Here is a 16,943-nt window from a genome sequence, read left to right as displayed (position 1 = left end):
GGTTATGAGTTAGGAGTTTTCGTTTAGTTTGTCATTCCTCGTTCCTCGGAATGACAAAAACACAAAAACACAAAAAAACAAAGGAAATTGAAATACATAAAATACATACTTCTCTTCACTACGCTTTTAGTCAAAGCGCAAATTCCCGTGCTTGATAATTACAACCAAATATGGACAACCCAAAGCGCCAATTCCTCCGAGTCGATGCCTTTGGGAGGTGGCGATATTGGCTTGAATGTTTGGGTAGAAAAAGGGGATTTATACTTCTATTTTTCGCGAAGCGGAACTTTTGACGAACATAATACGTTGCTGAAATTAGGTCGCGTAAAAGTTAGCTTGTCGCCTAATCCATTTACCGGAGAAGAAGGTTTTCGTCAAGAACTGAAACTCAAAGATGGTTGTATTTTGATTGGACAAAATGATGTTAAAATCAAACTTTGGGTCGATGTTTTCAAGCCGATAATCCATTTGGATTTAGAAAGTGAAAATCCGCTGAAAATGACGGCTTCTTACGAAAGTTGGCGTTACAAAAACCGCGATTCCAAAGGAAAAGCCAATAATGCGAATTCCTATAAATGGGCTCCACAGGGAGATATTGTAACTTTTAAGGATTCTATTTCTTTTGAAAATAACGGAATTAAATTTTACCACCGAAACAGAGAACAAACCGTTTTTGACGTTGCGGTAAAACAACAAAAATTAGAATCGGTTAAGGATCAAATGATGAACCCGATTGCGAATTTGACTTTCGGCGGATTTATGAAAGGGGACAATCTAAAACCGGACGGAACTTACCTTGGAAAATATCAGGAAACCGATTGTAAAGGATTCAGTCTTTCGAGTATAAACCCTTCGAAAAAACAGTCATTGGAAATTTATTTAAATACCAGCCAATTTGATTTGAATACTTGGAGTAACGGTTTGAAAAGTTTGATTTCTTTGAATAAGAATAGAGCAAATCAAGCTAAAAAAAACACAATAAAATGGTGGAATAATTTCTGGAATCGTAGTTTTATTTATACCCAAAAATCGAAAACAGAAAGGGATTCGGTTTATCAAATAGGGCAAAATTATCAATTGTTCCGCTATATGCTTGGGTGCAATGCCTACGGAAAATATCCAACCAAATTTAATGGTGGACTGTTTACGGTCGATCCCGTTTTTACCAACAAAGATTTGAATTTTACGCCTGATTTCAGAAATTGGGGAGGCGGAACGATGACTGCACAGAACCAACGGTTGGTTTATTTTCCGATGCTGAAAAGCGGTGATTTTGATATGATGAAATCGCAGTTGGATTATTATTTGAGCCTCCAAAAAACGGCAGAATTGCGTTCACAAGTCTATTGGAAACACGGCGGAGCAGCTTTTACGGAACAGTTGGAAAACTTTGGCTTGCCCAATCCTGCCGAATACGAATGGAAACGCCCGGCCGATTACGACCCGGGAATGGAATACAACGCCTGGCTGGAATACGAATGGGACACGGTTTTTGAGTTTTGCAAAATGATGCTGCAACAGAAAGAATATAATGGCGAAGACATCCAAAAATACCATTCGTTTATCATCAGTTGCCTTCGTTTTTTCGATGAACATTACCAATATTTGGCGAAACAAAGAGGTCGAAAAGCCTTGGATGGCGATGGACATTTGATTCTTTTTCCAGGTTCGGGAGCCGAAACCTATAAGATGGCAAATAACGCCAACAGCACCATTTCAGCTTTGACCGTAATTACGGAACAGTTATTGTTACTGTCGGAAAAAGAATTGTTAAAAGAGGATTTAGCTTATTTACAAGGGTTTCAAACTCGAATTCCACCTTTGAATTTCAGAGATTTTGATGGGCATAAAACATTAGCTCCAGCCAAAACTTGGGAACGTATTAATAATTCCGAAGCGGCACAATTGTATCCCGTGTTTCCTTATGGAATTTACGGAATCGGAAAACCTGATTTGGAAACCGCTTTGAATACTTGGAAATACGATACCGATGCGATAAAATTCCGAAGTCACATTGGTTGGAAACAGGACAATATTTTTGCGGCACGTTTGGGTTTGACAAATGAAGCAGCGAAATACAATTTGTTGAAAATGGCGAATTCCGACCGAAGATTTCCAGCGTTTTGGGGACCAGGATACGATTGGGTTCCAGACCATAATTGGGGAGGTTCAGGAATGATTGGAATGCAGGAAATGCTTTTGCAGGAAGCCAATGGGAAAATTTACCTTTTCTCCGCTTGGCCAAAAGACTGGAATGTGCATTTCAAGTTGTACGCTACTCAAAATACAACTGTTGAGGCGCAGCTTGTAAATGGCAAATTGAAAGTTTTAAAAGTTGTTCCTGAAGAACGGAAAAAAGATATAATCAATCTGATTGGCAAATCAGAAGTAGAAAAAATCAAATTAAATTAGAAGAAAATGATAAAGAAATTAGTGGGGGCTGCTGCTTTGATAATGCTTTTGGCAGCAAATGGTAATGCACAGAATAAACAAATCGTGAAAGTCGATTTCGATTTTTCGCAACGGAGAATCGAGGAAGTAAACGATACAAATTATAGTTCTTGGCCAATCAGCGAACAAAAAGCTGCGGAGAAAGCTATTAATAACCTGACTTTTAAATTGAAAGGAAATTTCAATTCGAAATGGTACAAGGTGGGGATGAATGCGCCATTTTACAGCAAATTGGCGAGTGATGGTTTGGCTACAGCCGAAAATTTGGAATTAACCATCAGTGGACTAAAAGCGGGACAACACTCGTTGCTGACTTTTCACAACACTTTCGATAAAATTGAAGGCAAAACATTTGCGCCGGTAAAAATTTACGTGAATGATAAATTGGCGGAAACCGTTACACCAAGCAATCGTTCCAATTCTAAAATTGAAACGGCTACGGCTTATATTTTGTTTAATGCCGAGGCAAACAAAGACGTGGTGATTCGTTTCGAATTGGATGCAAAAGCAACCGATATGATTCAACAAATGATCATCAACGGATTCGAAATTGACACTCCAAATTTGAAAAAGCAATCGCATACGCCAAAGCCTGAAAATGCGGATGAACACGTGGTGATGGACAATAAAATGCTATTGACTTGGCAATCGGCTAAAGATGCTATGTCGCACCAAATCTATTTTGGAACCGATAAAAATGCAGTTGCCAATGCCACCGAAAAATCTTCTGAATTTAAAGGAAAATTGACCTCGAACCAATTCGAGCTTGGAAAATTATACAGCGGAACAAAATATTACTGGCGTGTGGACGAATTGGATGCCAAAGGAATAGTGACATTGGGAACGGTTTGGTCATTCAAACCAGCTCAATTGGCTTTCCCAGGAGCGGAAGGTTACGGTCGTTTTGCCGTTGGAGGAAGAGGTGGAAAAGTGGTCGAAGTGACCAACTTGAATGATAGTGGACAGGGCAGTTTGCGTGATGCCGTAGACCAACCTATCGGACCAAGAACGATTGTTTTTAATGTTTCTGGAAATATAAAATTAGCTTCAAGATTGGTGGTCAATCAACCCTATATTACCATTGCGGGTCAAACCGCTCCGGGCGAAGGAATCACTATCAGTAGAGCGCCTGTTGGATTAACAGGAAATGATGGAGTAATCCGATTTTTGAAAGTTAGAATCGGTGGTGGAACAACTTTTGACGGAATGGGATTGACAGGAGCGAATCACAGTATTATTGACCATTGTTCCATCAGTTGGACGATTGATGAATCTTTTAGTTCTAGAGGATCACACAACATTACCTTGCAACGCACTTTGATTTCTGAAGCCTTAAATATTGCGGGTCACGACAAATATCCAGCAGGAAAAATGCACGGTTATGCGGCTACAATTGGTGGTGATGTGGGAAGTTTTCACCATAATTTATTGGCACACAATGAAGGCAGGAACTGGAGTATCGGTGGTGGTTTGAATGGTGATGGTTTTTATGGAGGAAGAGTGGATATCCGCAACAACGTGGTGTACAATTGGGGACATCGAGCCACGGATGGCGGTGCCAGCGAAGTGAATTTTGTCAACAATTTTTATAAACCGGGAGTTTCAACTAAAATTTTTGTGGCTTTGAATGCCCAAATTGAAGGTGTTGGAAAAGGGAAACAACAATATTATTTTGATGGAAATGTAATGCCGGGTTATTTCAATGAAAAAAATCAAGATAAAGGCAGAAAGTTTACCTTATCCAATAAGGCAACTGCAGATTATGATGTCTTTTTACCAAAACCATTTTTCGAATCTTTTGTAACCAATCAAACTGCCGAGGCTGCTTATAAAGACGTACTTTCTGACGTGGGAGCGAATCAGCCATTTTTCGACAAACACGATAAGAGAATTGTGGATGAAACTTTAAAAGGAACATTTACTTATAAAGGAAGCAAAAGCGGTTTGGGAGGATTGATAGACAACGAAGCCGATGCTGGAGGATTTCCGAATTTTGCCAATGAAACACGCCCAACAGATTGGGATACCGACCACGATGGATTGCCAAATTGGTGGGAAAGAGCTTTTGGCTTGAACGAAAATTCAAAAGCAGGAGATTTTTCAGATGCCAATAAAGATACCGATAAAGACGGATTTACACAGTTGGATAATTATTTAGACTGGCTTGCACAGCCTCATTATTTTGTAAATGCCAGTGAAAAAACAAGTTTAATTGTGGTAGATTTTTTCAAAGGATACGAGAAAAAACCAGTATATACTTTTTCGGAAGTGAAAAATGGAAAAGTCGTTTTAAAAGGAAAAGAAATTCAATTTACGGCAGGCAGTAAAGGCTTCGGTTCTTTTGTTATTGCCGTTAAAGACGCTGATGGAGATTCAATGAGCCGTACAATTAATTTCTTCGTAAAATAAAGAAGTTTTCATCTGCGAAAATCTGCTAAATCTGCGTGCCATTATTTTTTACGCAGATTTAGCAGATTTTCGCAGATTCAAAAAATATAAAAAATATTAATATGAGAAAGAAAATCATTCTATTATCGGCGGTACTTTTTTCGACAGCTTTTATGGCGCAGAATAAAGGCTTGGTAGCCAATTCTGAAAGTCCGTATTCTAAATTACAGAGCGTAGGTTTGCAAGATGTAAAATGGACTAACGGTTTTTGGAAAGAACAATTTGATGTGGAAACCAAAAATACTTTGCCGTATATGTGGGATTTGTATCATAACGATGAAGTATCACACGCTTACAAAAACTTCGAAATTGCTGCGGGTGAAAGCAAAGGAACTTTCAAAGGACCTTCTTTTCACGACGGTGATTTTTACAAGATTTTTGAAGGAATGGCGGCCACTTATGCCGTAACCAAAGACAAGAAATTAGATGTAGAAATGGACAAAGCCATTGCATTATTTGCCAAAACACAACGCAAAGACGGCTATTTGCACACTCCGGTTTTAATCGATGAACGCTGGGGAACTTTGGGGCCGGAAGAAGTGAAAAAACAATTGGGTTTCGAGAAATACAATATGGGACATTTGATGACTGCCGCCTGTATTCATTATCGTGCGACCGGAAAAACCAATTTTTTGGATATAGCCAAAGGTGTTGCCGATTTCCTGTATGATTTCTACAAAAAAGCCTCGCCGGAATTGGCCAGAAATGCCATTTGTCCTTCGCATTATATGGGAATTGTCGAAATGTATCGCACAACCAAAAATCCAAAATATTTGGAATTGGCAAATAATTTAATTGACATTCGAGGAACCACTAATGATGGAACAGACGACAATCAAGACCGAATTCCGTTCAGGCAACAAACCACCGCAATGGGGCACGCCGTAAGAGCGAATTACTTGTACGCCGGAGTAGCCGATTTATATGCGGAAACGGGAGAGAAAAAATTACTGGATAATCTGGAATCCATTTGGGATGACGTTGCTTATCGAAAAATGTACATTACGGGAGCTTGTGGTTCATTGTATGACGGTGTTTCGCCAGACGGAACTTCGTATAATCCTGCCGATGTGCAAAAAATTCATCAGGCGTATGGAAGACCTTTTCAATTGCCAAATGCGACTGCTCACACGGAAACTTGCGCCAATATCGGGAATGTGTTGTGGAATTGGAGAATGCTTCAAATTACCGCCGATGCAAAATACGCCGATATTGTGGAGTTGGCATTGTATAATAGCGTGTTGTCGGGAATCAGTTTGGAAGGAAAAGAATTTTTCTATAACAATCCGTTGAATGTTTCCAAGGATTTGCCTTTTAAACAAAGATGGAGCAAAGAGCGTGAAGGTTATATCGCTTTATCCAATTGTTGTGCGCCAAACGTGACCAGAACCATAGCCGAGGTCAGCAATTACGCCTATAATCTTTCGAAAGAAGGAGTTTATGTCAATTTATACGGCAGCAATCATTTGAATACGGTTCTGTTAAACGGCGAAAAACTGGAAGTGGAACAACAAACCAATTATCCTTGGGATGAAAAAATAACCTTGAAAATTGTGAAAGCCCCAAAAGGGGACCAAGCTTTTTTCTTGAGAATTCCGGGCTGGAGTCAAGGTACTACAATTGCCGTAAACGGAAATACAATCAATGATAAAATGGTTTCGGGTTCTTATTTCAAAATTACCCAAAAATGGAAAAAAGGAGATGTTATCGAATTGAATATTCCAATGCCGGTTGAATTGATGCAAGCCAATCCATTGGTGGAAGAAATCAAGAATCAGGTTGCCGTAAAAAGAGGGCCTATTGTGTATTGTTTGGAATCAAACGAGCTTCCAGCAAATACCAAAGTGAATGATGTGATTTTGAATCTAAATTCTAAATTCACCACCGATTTCATTAAAATCGACAATAGAAATTTACTCAGCATTACCGCCAGTTCATCCGTAACTCCAGATAATTCCTGGAACCAAAAGTTGTACCAACCGATTCCTAAAGAAGAAGGTAAAACCTATTCCATAAAATTAATTCCGTATTTTGCGTGGGGAAATCAAGGCAAAGGCGAAATGTCGGTTTGGTTGTCGCATTAATGTTTTGTCACGTAAGTACAAAGTTGAAATGTATTTAGTTCTGTTTGCAATATTTTCAAACAGGAATAGCGATAAAATAGATTTGGCAGTAAAAAAATGGAAGTAAATGACTAAAATTTGAAAGGAGTTATTGCTTTAATAAAATACTTTTGGTAAAAAATAGGATTATTAACCGAATTCAGGTTATTAAAAAGTATTTTAAAACTAACCACCAACCAAAAATGAAAAAAACAATAACATTTCTGTTGCTATTGGCAATAGTTCAAATTCAAGCACAGGAATTTATACCCCTTTGGACAAAAGGCAAGATGCCCAATTCAAAAGGACTGGTTATAAAAGACAGCATCAATAATGAGCGTGTAATGCAGGTGGGAATGCCGGGTATTCACGCTTTTTTTACTTCCAATCAAGAAAACAAAGGAGCGGCGGTTTTGATAATTCCGGGTGGGGGTTACCATCATTTGTCTTATAACATCAGTGGCTTTCAATTGGCAAAATGGTTCAACACCATTGGAATCAATGCATTTGTTTTGACACATCGATTGCCGATTTCGCCAGACCTTAAGGAAAGAGAAAAAGCACCGTTGCAAGATGCCGAAAGAGCAATGCGAATTATTCGTAAAAACGCGGTTGCTTGGAAAATTGACACCAATAAAATTGGCGTGATGGGTTGTTCTGCAGGAGGACATTTGGCGGCAAGTTTGGGAACAATCAAAGATGATTTTGCTGTAGTAGGTGATGAATTCGATGCCTATTCTTTTCAACCCAATTTTATGATTTTGATATCTCCGGTAATCGATATGGGGGTTTTGGGACATAAGGCAAGCACGGAAAATTTGCTTGGACCCAATCCATCTGCGGAATTACTCAAAAAATATTCCCTACAGTTTCAAGTAAGCAGTTATACGCCGCCTACTTTTATGGCACACGCTTTTGACGACAAAACCGTTTCTCCAAAAAACAGTTTGCTATTTTATAATGCATTGTTAGAAAACAAAATCCCTTCGAGTTTGCATATTTTCAATCAAGGCGCTCACGCCATTGCTTTGCGAAATAATCCCGGCTCGACTAATATTTGGACAGCTATTTGCGAACAATGGCTGATGGAAATAAATATTCTGAAAAACTAAAATTTAAAACTAACTACAAATCATTTATGAAACATTTTTTAACCACATTGCTATTTTTGACCACGTTTTTTTTAACGGCACAAACCACCGATAATCTATTTGCATTAACTGTTGCCCAAGATGGTTCCGGCGATTTCAAAACGATTCAGGAAGCCATCAATAAAGTGAGAGACCACGCCGAAATGAGAGTGGTTATTACCATTAAGGCGGGAACTTACAACGAAAAAGTGGTCATTCCATCCTTCAAGAGAAACATTACTTTAAGAGGAACTGACAGAGAAAAAACGATTATTTCTTATGACGATTATTCCGGAAAACCGTTCCGAGGCATTGATGTAACGGGTAATGAAAAGTACAGTACTTATACATCTTATACGCTATTGGTTCAAGGAAATGATTGTACTGTAGAAAACTTGACTATCGAAAATACCGCTGGCAAAGTAGGTCAAGCGGTGGCTTTGCATACCGAAGGCGATAGAGTGGCTATTAAAAATTGTTCCATTTTAGGCAATCAAGATACCTTGTATTTAGCCAAAGGCGGAACCAGAAATTATTTCGAAAACTGTTTTATCAACGGAACTACCGATTTTATTTTCGGAGCGGCAACAGCTTATTTTTATAACTGTACCATCGAAAGTTTGACCAATTCGTATGTTACGGCAGCCTCAACCTATCAGCAAGATACCTATGGATTTGTATTTGTGGATTGCAAACTTACCGCAAAAGACGAAACTGTAAACAAAGTTTTCCTAGGAAGACCTTGGCGACCTTATGCCCAAACGGTTTTTATCAATACCGAAATGGGTTCACATATTGTTCCAGATGGCTGGAATCCGTGGAAAGGCGACAAGAATTTTCCAGACAAAGAAAAAACAGTTTATTATGCAGAATTTGGAAGTAAAGGTCCAGGAGGAAATGATGTTTCCAAAAGAGTTTCTTGGTCATATCAATTGAAAAAAGCCGAGCTGAAAAAATACGATTTGAATATAGTTTTAAATGGTTGGAATCCTAAAAATTAAGTTCGTCTTTTATCTAATTAAATTATATTAAAAAAATGAAATTTTGAGTCGATTACAGCCCTTTTGGGAGAGTTAAAATTGGAAAAAATGAGGTGTTTTTTATATAAATACACAAATTTTTACAAAAAAACCCTGTGAACGATTATATAATAAGGAATTAAGTTATATTTGTAAGTTAATACCTTCTTTTTTTATTGCTAATTATTTAATTTTTTACTGTTTTTTTTGAGAATATGGTTTTTTTATCTTTTTTTTATTTAATATTGCTATTATTTCAGGATAGTACAGGATAGTTGAAAAGGTATTACATTTTAAATTTGAACCAAATATTAAATGTTTTATCGACACTTATTTTTTTGAACAAATTTCACAGCTATTTGAAATGATTTTATAGCTGTACTTAAAAATTTTAATAATAACTAAACTAACAATTAATTTAACTAAAAACACTTATGAAACAAACAATTAAACAGGTGTGTGGTTTACTGTTATTCACTCTGTTAAGTTTATCGAGTTATGCTCAGCAAACTAATGGAGAAAGGATAATTATCACTGGGAAGGTAATCGATAACACTAATCTGGGGATGCCAGGGGTTAATATCGTCGAAAAGGGAGCGAAAAGTAGCACAGTTACTGATATTGACGGAAATTATAAAATATCGGTAAATAAAGGTGCTGTACTTTCATTCGCATTTATTGGAATGAATAAGGTAGAAAAAACAGTAGGGAATACTGCTACTGTTATCAATGTAACTATGAAAGATGATGCAACACAATTAGAGCAAGTTGTTGTTGTGGGATATGGTACACAGAAGAAAGGTAATTTAACAGGTGCAATTGAAACAATTAATGCTGAAAAACTTCAAGATCTACCAGTTTCTAACTTGGCCGAATCTTTAAGAGGTCAAATAGTTGGTTTAAATGTTGGAGGTAATGGTACACGACGTCCTGGAGAAACATCAACTTTACAGATTCGTCAAACTTTTGGTTTTACAGGTGCTACTAATACTATTCCGTTAATCGTTATTGATGACCAAATTCAAGTAGATCCTCAAACAGGTTTATCAACTTTAGATGCTTTTAATAGATTAGATCCTTCTGAAATAGAAAGTATTACAGTTTTGAAAGACGGTTCTGCTGCCATTTATGGATCTCGTGCTTCTCAAGGTGCTATTGTTGTAAAAACAAAAAGAGGTAAAGCAGGAAAAATGAGGTTTTCTTATATCAATCAATTTGGTATCAATGATGCGGTAAGTCACGTAAAAACAATGAATGCTTATGAGTCAGGTATTTATTCTAATAGGGTAATGCAGGCTCTTGGTAATGATCCAGCTACCAGCAGTAAATTTTATTCGCCAGCAGAATTGGAGGAGATGAAATCATTGAATTACAATTGGTTAGATAAAGCTTGGAAGCCTGCAGAGCAACAAAAACACTCGCTTACTATAAGTGGTGGAGACGAAAAAGCTACCTATTTTGCAGGGCTTACTTATTTTACTCAAGGAGCTAATCTTGGAGAGCAAGACTATCAAAAATGGAATTTTAGAACAGGAATGAATGCTAAAATAACAAAAGATTTAGATTTTACTGCTTCGGTTTCTGGAAATTCAGGAGATATCGAAAAATCATTTACAAAATCAAATAGTTCGGTTGCGAATCCTTATGGAGCTACCAATGCAGAACAAGCGGATTATGGACATTTGTTACACATGCCAAAATTTGTTCCAATTACGACTATAGTTAATGGTCGGGAATATTATATGTCTCCTTTTAATAGGGCGGATGGAAATTTAGGTGGAACTCAAAATTCAAATAGTTCTATTGCAGGATGGAATTATTTTGCCTTATTAAATAATGGTTCTAAATCAGTTAGTTCTGATTTTTCATACAATGTAAATGCTGCTATAAACTACAAAGTGCCTTTTATAAAAGGCTTGGCATTGAGAGGGTCTTTTGCTAGAACCCAAACTTCTTCTTCAACATCACAGGTAGCTTTGGCGTTTCCTTTGGCAAGAATTACAAACTTTACAGCTGCAGGTCATCACCTTGCTAGTGCAGCTACAGATGCTGATTATAGTATTGCTGACAATGTGAGACAAGCCAGAGTTACGTACGACAATACAAATAGCAAAAGTACACAAGCTAACTTTTTTGCAACATATGCAAGAACTTTTGGTAATCATGATATTGACGCTATGTTTTCTGTCGAACGTTCGGAAACAAACTATGATTCTGCTATTTTGTATTTTGACCGTGGTACAAAAACTTCAAAAGATCTTTATTTAGGAACATCACTAACAGCGGGTGATTTAACACCAGGATTTTCAAATAATTTCTTATCAGAATCGGGGACTATGTCTTATTTAGGACGTGTTAATTATAGTTATAAATCAAAGTATTTGCTACAATTTATTGTTAGAAGAGATGCTTCTACAAAATTTGCTCCCGAAAATTATTGGGGAACCTTTCCAGGACTTCAAGCAGGTTGGGTTGTCTCTAAAGAAGATTGGTTTGAAAAAGCCTTGCCAGCTATTGACTACTTGAAATTTCGCTACTCTCTAGGGAAAACAGGAAATGACAACATTGGAGCTTGGAGATGGGCAACCTTTTATGACATTATTTCTGACAAAGGATTGCAGTTTGGGCCTAATGGAGGGACATTAGGAAATGCTATTGCACCAAGACCTAATCCAAATAGGAATGCAACTTGGGATACACACATTAAACATGATTTGGGAATCGATTTTAATGTATTCAATAACAGATTACAAGTTTCGGCAGATTACTATTATGATAAAGGAACAGATATGTTGGTTTCTGGTGCTGGAATTCTTGATGTGCCTATTTCTGTTGGAGGAGCTTTTGCAGAAGCAAATATAGCAGGAGTAAATTCATGGGGAACAGAATTTTCTCTTAAATGGAGCGATCATATTAAAGATAACTTTAGTTATAACATAGGAGTAAACTTTGGTTTGTTTGCAGGGAATGAAACAACAGCTTATCCTGATGGAGCTTTGACAGATCCTTCAAATAATCAGCAAAGAACAGGAGCTTCAAGTTATAATCCAATTTGGGGTTTCAAAGTTTGGAAAGGAACCTCTACTGGTGATGGTATTTTACGTACCGATGAGGATATTACGAATTACTGGAATTATTTAACAGCAAACGCTACGGCATCAGGAGTTGCTGGAGCAAAACCTAACTTTTTAGGGATAATAGATGTTATAAATGTTAAAAAAGGAATGCTTGCCTACCAAGATTTAGCTGGAACTTTTGTACCTGCTACAGGACTTAAACCAGGGGTTGATGGTAAAATTGCTAGGAATGATGATTATGGAAAATTAGTAAATAGCAATAGAACTTATGGTTTTACAACTAATTTAGGTTTTAAATACAGCTCAGTTTACTTAAATACACAAATAGGTACCTCATGGGGTGGTATCCGTAATATAGATAACGTAGAGCAAAGGACTAGTACGAATGATGCCTATTGGGCTCGTGAGACTTTTTGGAAAGACATGTATGGGTATGACAATGTGAACGGAAAATATCCTAATGTTGCTTTTAGAGATAATGTGTCTAATCCATCTGATTTTTGGCAAATTAGCACATTTAGTTGTTCAGTTAGAAACCTAACATTAGGCTATGAGTTTCCAGAATTATTTACCTCTCAATTGGGAATATCACGAGCAACATTTGGAGTAACAGGGTATAATCTTTGGTATTTTAATAATCCGTTTCCAGATCATTATCGTAATATGTATGATAGTTCTACTGCTGGATATCCTACACTTAGAACTTGGTCGCTTAATATAAATATTACATTCTAATTCAATTAAAAAGTTAATTATGAAAACAAAGATTTTTAAATATTTAACCTTAGCACTTTTAGTAGTTTTGGGTGTTTCTTGTAGTGATGAGTTCTTGCAAGAAAAGAAAAACTACGCTCAAATTGATGATTCATTTTATCAGTCTCCTTCTGCTGTAGATTGGTATATAGCTAAACTATCTTATAATTTTTTCTTCGGATACACTTCTCCTTCTGCAACAGTGGTAGGTTTGTTTACTACAGACTATTCTAAATTAACAGAGGAAACGGGAGGAATACAGCCTCTTATTGATCCTGCGATTAATTATACCGAATCGGCTAATGGATCAACATATTATGGAACAACATTAAACGACAAGGTTACTAATGTACCTTATACTCGTATTCGAGATATAAATTCATTTTTAGAAAATATAGATGTAAAAGGAGCTAGTTTAGACAAAACCTACCGTGATCAGGCAAAAGGACAAATGTATTATTTGCGTGCCATTCAATATTTTGATTTAATGCGTATGTATGGTGGTGTACCGATTGTTACTACTGTTCAAAATGCAACATCTACGGATCCATCCATACAATTGCCTAGAGCGTCTGTTACAGAAGTTGTTGCTCAGATAGTAAAGGATTTAGACATGGCAGCTAGTTTGTTGCCAGGGAAATGGAATGCGGCTAACTATGGTCGATTTACTAAAGGTGCTGCTTTAGCACAAAAAGCTAGAGTATTATTAACAGCTGCAAGTCCATTATTTAATAAAAATTGGGATAATGCAAATGATGATCATTGGGATGCAGCATTGAAAGCTGGTTTAGCTGCAGAAACACAACTTACCGCCGATGGTTATGGCTTGTATGGTACAACGGCTAAAGATTGGGAAAATATGTTTTTAATTGATAATGTTTTTTGTAAAGAAGCCATTACGGTACAACTTTTAGGTAATTCTTCAGCAGTAACTACTTTAACAGTTAGTAATGCTTGGGAAAAAGGAATACGTCCAAAAAGTCAAACTGGTTCAAGTGCGATTGAAGCTCCAAGACAAATGATTGATTTGTTTCCTATGGCTGATGGTTCTAGCCCAACAGTTGCAAACGGTTATGATTCATTTCTATTCTTTAAAAACCGCGATCCTCGTTTTTATAGAACATTTGCTTTTACAGGAAGTAAATGGACTTATAAAGAAGGTACTACTGCAACTAATGCTATTTGGGGTTACCGTTGGAAAAAAGATGCCGCAGGAGCTGTTGGTGGCTACAGTGACAATAATCAAGAAGGAAGTCCAGTATATGTTCGTAAAATGTCAAATCCTCAAGCCAGTAGTGCAGGTGGTTATGTTCCACCTACTGATATTTTTGAATACCGTTATGCAGAGCTATTGTTAAATATTGCTGAATGTTATGCAGCTAAAGGAGATGTAACTAATGCAATTGCATATATTGGTAAAGTTAGAAACCGTGTAGGTATTCCTTCGGCAAATAATTATGGATTAGGTACTTTAGCTGATAAATATGCTGCATTAAGAGCTTGTCTTACAGAACGCAGAATAGAATTAGCTTATGAAGGAAAACGTTTTTGGGATATGCAACGTTGGATGCTTTACAACGATGATACATTTGCTAACAACAACACTTGTGCAAAATTAGGAGTAGCACCGCTAAATGGTACACAACGTACAGGATATTACTTAAAATGCAAAACAATAGCTACCGCAGATCCGTTACTTGCTCTTCGTAATGCTGCTACATTTGCTGCTTTAGTAGATCCAGATGCAGCCAAAGCAACTTTTGATACTCAGATAACAAATTTAGCGGCTTTTTATACAGCTAATTTTGTAGAGGAACCTTTGGATACTCCTATGGATAATAATGGTAGTTCTGGTGCAGGAGCAGGAAAGAATATACTTTGGAGATCTAATTATTATATTAATGGACTTAGTACTACTGTTTTATCTCAAAACTCTTGGTTGAAACAAACCATAGGATGGAAAGACACTTCAGGTGCTGAAGGAACCTTTAATTATCAAGATTAATCTTGATAAAAATAATAAATGTTAATTTTACAATTATTAATCATTATGGCATCATTTTTGAATTTAACCTATCGAAGACAAGGGTTCATTAATCCGATTAATAATTAATAATTAGTTATAATAAATCACCTGTATTCGTAAAAAGATACAGGTGATTTTAGTTATGACACAATACAAACACTAAAATTAAGATGAAAAAAAACATTTTATTTATTTTACCACTTCTGTTTTTGGGGAATGCAAAATCATTTGCGCAATACCCAAAAATTAGCCCGGAAGTTGCAGCAGAATCCAAAGCTTTTATAGATGAAGCAGATAAACGTTCTGACGAAGCTTGGCAAAAAGCACTAGTAATTATCGAGCAAGAAGCAAAACAAGGCAAACCATTTATTCCTTGGGCATCAAGACCAAACGATTTGCCACAAGCAACTATTCCTGCTTTTCCAGGAGCTGAAGGAGGAGGGATGTACACATATGGAGGTCGTGGTGGAAATGTTTATACCGTTACAAGTCTAGAAGACAGAGGACCAGGAACTTTGCGCGAAGCTTGTGAGCAAGGTGGAGCTAGAATTGTCGTTTTCAATATTTCTGGAATTATCAAAATCAAAAGTCCATTAATTATTCGTGCGCCTTATATCACAATTGCAGGTCAAACTGCTCCAGGCGATGGTATTTGTGTGGCAGGAGAATCCATTTGGATCAATACTCACGATGTAATTATTCGTCATATGCGTTTTCGCAGAGGTGAAACTTTCGTAGGCCGAAGAGATGATTCTATTGGAGGAAATCCAGTTGGAAACATTATGATCGATCACGTATCGGCCACTTGGGGATTAGACGAAAATATGTCAATGTACCGCCATATGTACAGTCCAGGTGCGGGTTATCCAGACGAAAAGAAACCGACTGTAAATATTACGATTCAAAACAGTTTATTCGGAGAAGCATTGGATACTTACAACCACGCTTTCGGTAGTACTTTAGGAGGAGAAAATTGCTCTTTTATGCGTAATATGTGGGCGAGCAATGCAGGTAGAAATCCATCAATCGGGTGGAATGGAATTTTCAATTTTGTAAATAACGTAGTTTACAATTGGTACAACCGGTCTACAGATGGAGGTGATTATACTGCCAATTACAACATCATCAATAACTTTTACAAGCCAGGACCTGTTACGAATTTAGCAGAACCAATCAGCTACAGAATCTTGAAACCAGAATCAGGAAGAAGCAAATTGCCTTATATGGTTTATGGTAGAGCTTATGTTAACGGAAACGTTATTAACAATAACGAAAAAGTAACCAAAAACAACTGGGATGGTGGCGTTCAAATCGAAAACAAAAAAGGAGAGTTGATGGGTTATGATGAAGCTAAAACCTATTTCGATAAAATGAAAAGTGACAAACCTTTCCCGATGCCTTGGTTCCGTCCTTTGATGAAAGCGGAAGAGGCTTATGAATTTGTTTTGAAAAATGTGGGTGCAACATTGCCAATCAGGGACAAAGTTGACGAAAGAATCGTAAGAACCGTAAAAACAGGAGTTCCTGAATATGATAAAAAAGTTGAAGGAAAAACATTCTACCAATTTGAGCACCGTCGTTTGCCTATGGATTCTTATAAACAAGGTATCATCACCGATATTTCGCAAGTGGGTGGTTATCCAGAATACAAAGGAAAACCTTATGTAGATACAGATAAAGATGGAATGCCGGACGCTTGGGAGAAAAAATACGGTCTAAATCCAAAAGACTCATCCGATGCCAAAGGCGATTTAAACGGTGATGGTTATTCAAACATCGAAGATTACATCAATGGTGTAAATCCAGCTATAAAAGTAGATTGGACAGATTTAGCCAATAACAAAGAAACTTTGGTTAGACCTTTATTGGATTTGAATTAAGAAATATTTTGAAACATTCTTGTTCTATAAATACCTTTATGGGATGAGAGTGTTTTC

Annotated in this window: 8 protein-coding genes; all 8 read left to right on the top strand. The window is 37.0% G+C overall.

The window, feature by feature from the left end:
• Positions 1-87: 87 nt before the first annotated feature.
• The 8 genes from C3L50_RS09910 (at position 88) to C3L50_RS09875 (ending at position 16,886) form a co-directional block, all read left to right on the top strand.
• Entirely contained in the window at positions 88-2,412 is a 2,325-nt protein-coding gene (locus C3L50_RS09910; RefSeq protein WP_103806023.1) for a DUF5703 domain-containing protein, read from the top strand.
• Between the two features lie 6 nt (positions 2,413-2,418).
• Positions 2,419-4,860, top strand: coding sequence for a pectate lyase family protein (locus C3L50_RS09905; RefSeq protein WP_103806022.1), 2,442 nt, complete (start codon positions 2,419-2,421; stop codon positions 4,858-4,860).
• Between the two features lie 101 nt (positions 4,861-4,961).
• Positions 4,962-6,983, top strand: a complete 2,022-nt coding sequence (locus tag C3L50_RS09900; protein WP_103806021.1) for an aceric acid hydrolase — start codon at positions 4,962-4,964, stop codon at positions 6,981-6,983.
• 221 nt (positions 6,984-7,204) lie between these two features.
• Positions 7,205-8,113 carry an alpha/beta hydrolase gene (locus C3L50_RS09895; protein WP_103806020.1) on the top strand — a complete coding sequence of 303 codons (909 nt, stop codon included), beginning with the start codon at positions 7,205-7,207 and terminating at the stop codon, positions 8,111-8,113.
• A 26-nt stretch (positions 8,114-8,139) separates the two neighbouring features.
• The gene (locus C3L50_RS09890; RefSeq protein ID WP_103806203.1) at positions 8,140-9,132 is read left to right on the top strand and encodes a pectinesterase family protein; all 993 of its coding nucleotides are present in this window, start codon (positions 8,140-8,142) and stop codon (positions 9,130-9,132) included.
• Between the two features lie 452 nt (positions 9,133-9,584).
• Positions 9,585-12,962, top strand: a complete 3,378-nt coding sequence (locus C3L50_RS09885; protein ID WP_103806019.1) for a SusC/RagA family TonB-linked outer membrane protein — start codon at positions 9,585-9,587, stop codon at positions 12,960-12,962.
• Between the two features lie 19 nt (positions 12,963-12,981).
• Positions 12,982-14,985: a RagB/SusD family nutrient uptake outer membrane protein gene (locus C3L50_RS09880; protein WP_103806018.1), complete on the top strand. Its 2,004-nt coding sequence runs from the start codon at positions 12,982-12,984 to the stop codon at positions 14,983-14,985.
• 191 nt (positions 14,986-15,176) lie between these two features.
• Positions 15,177-16,886 (top strand): pectate lyase family protein, encoded by a 1,710-nt coding sequence (locus tag C3L50_RS09875; RefSeq protein WP_103806017.1) that lies wholly within the window; start codon positions 15,177-15,179, stop codon positions 16,884-16,886.
• The last annotated feature ends 57 nt before the right edge of the window (positions 16,887-16,943 follow it).

The organism is Flavobacterium alvei (assembly GCF_002920895.1).
Lineage (GTDB): Bacteria > Bacteroidota > Bacteroidia > Flavobacteriales > Flavobacteriaceae > Flavobacterium > Flavobacterium alvei.
This window is presented reverse-complemented; position numbering and strand designations above follow the sequence as displayed.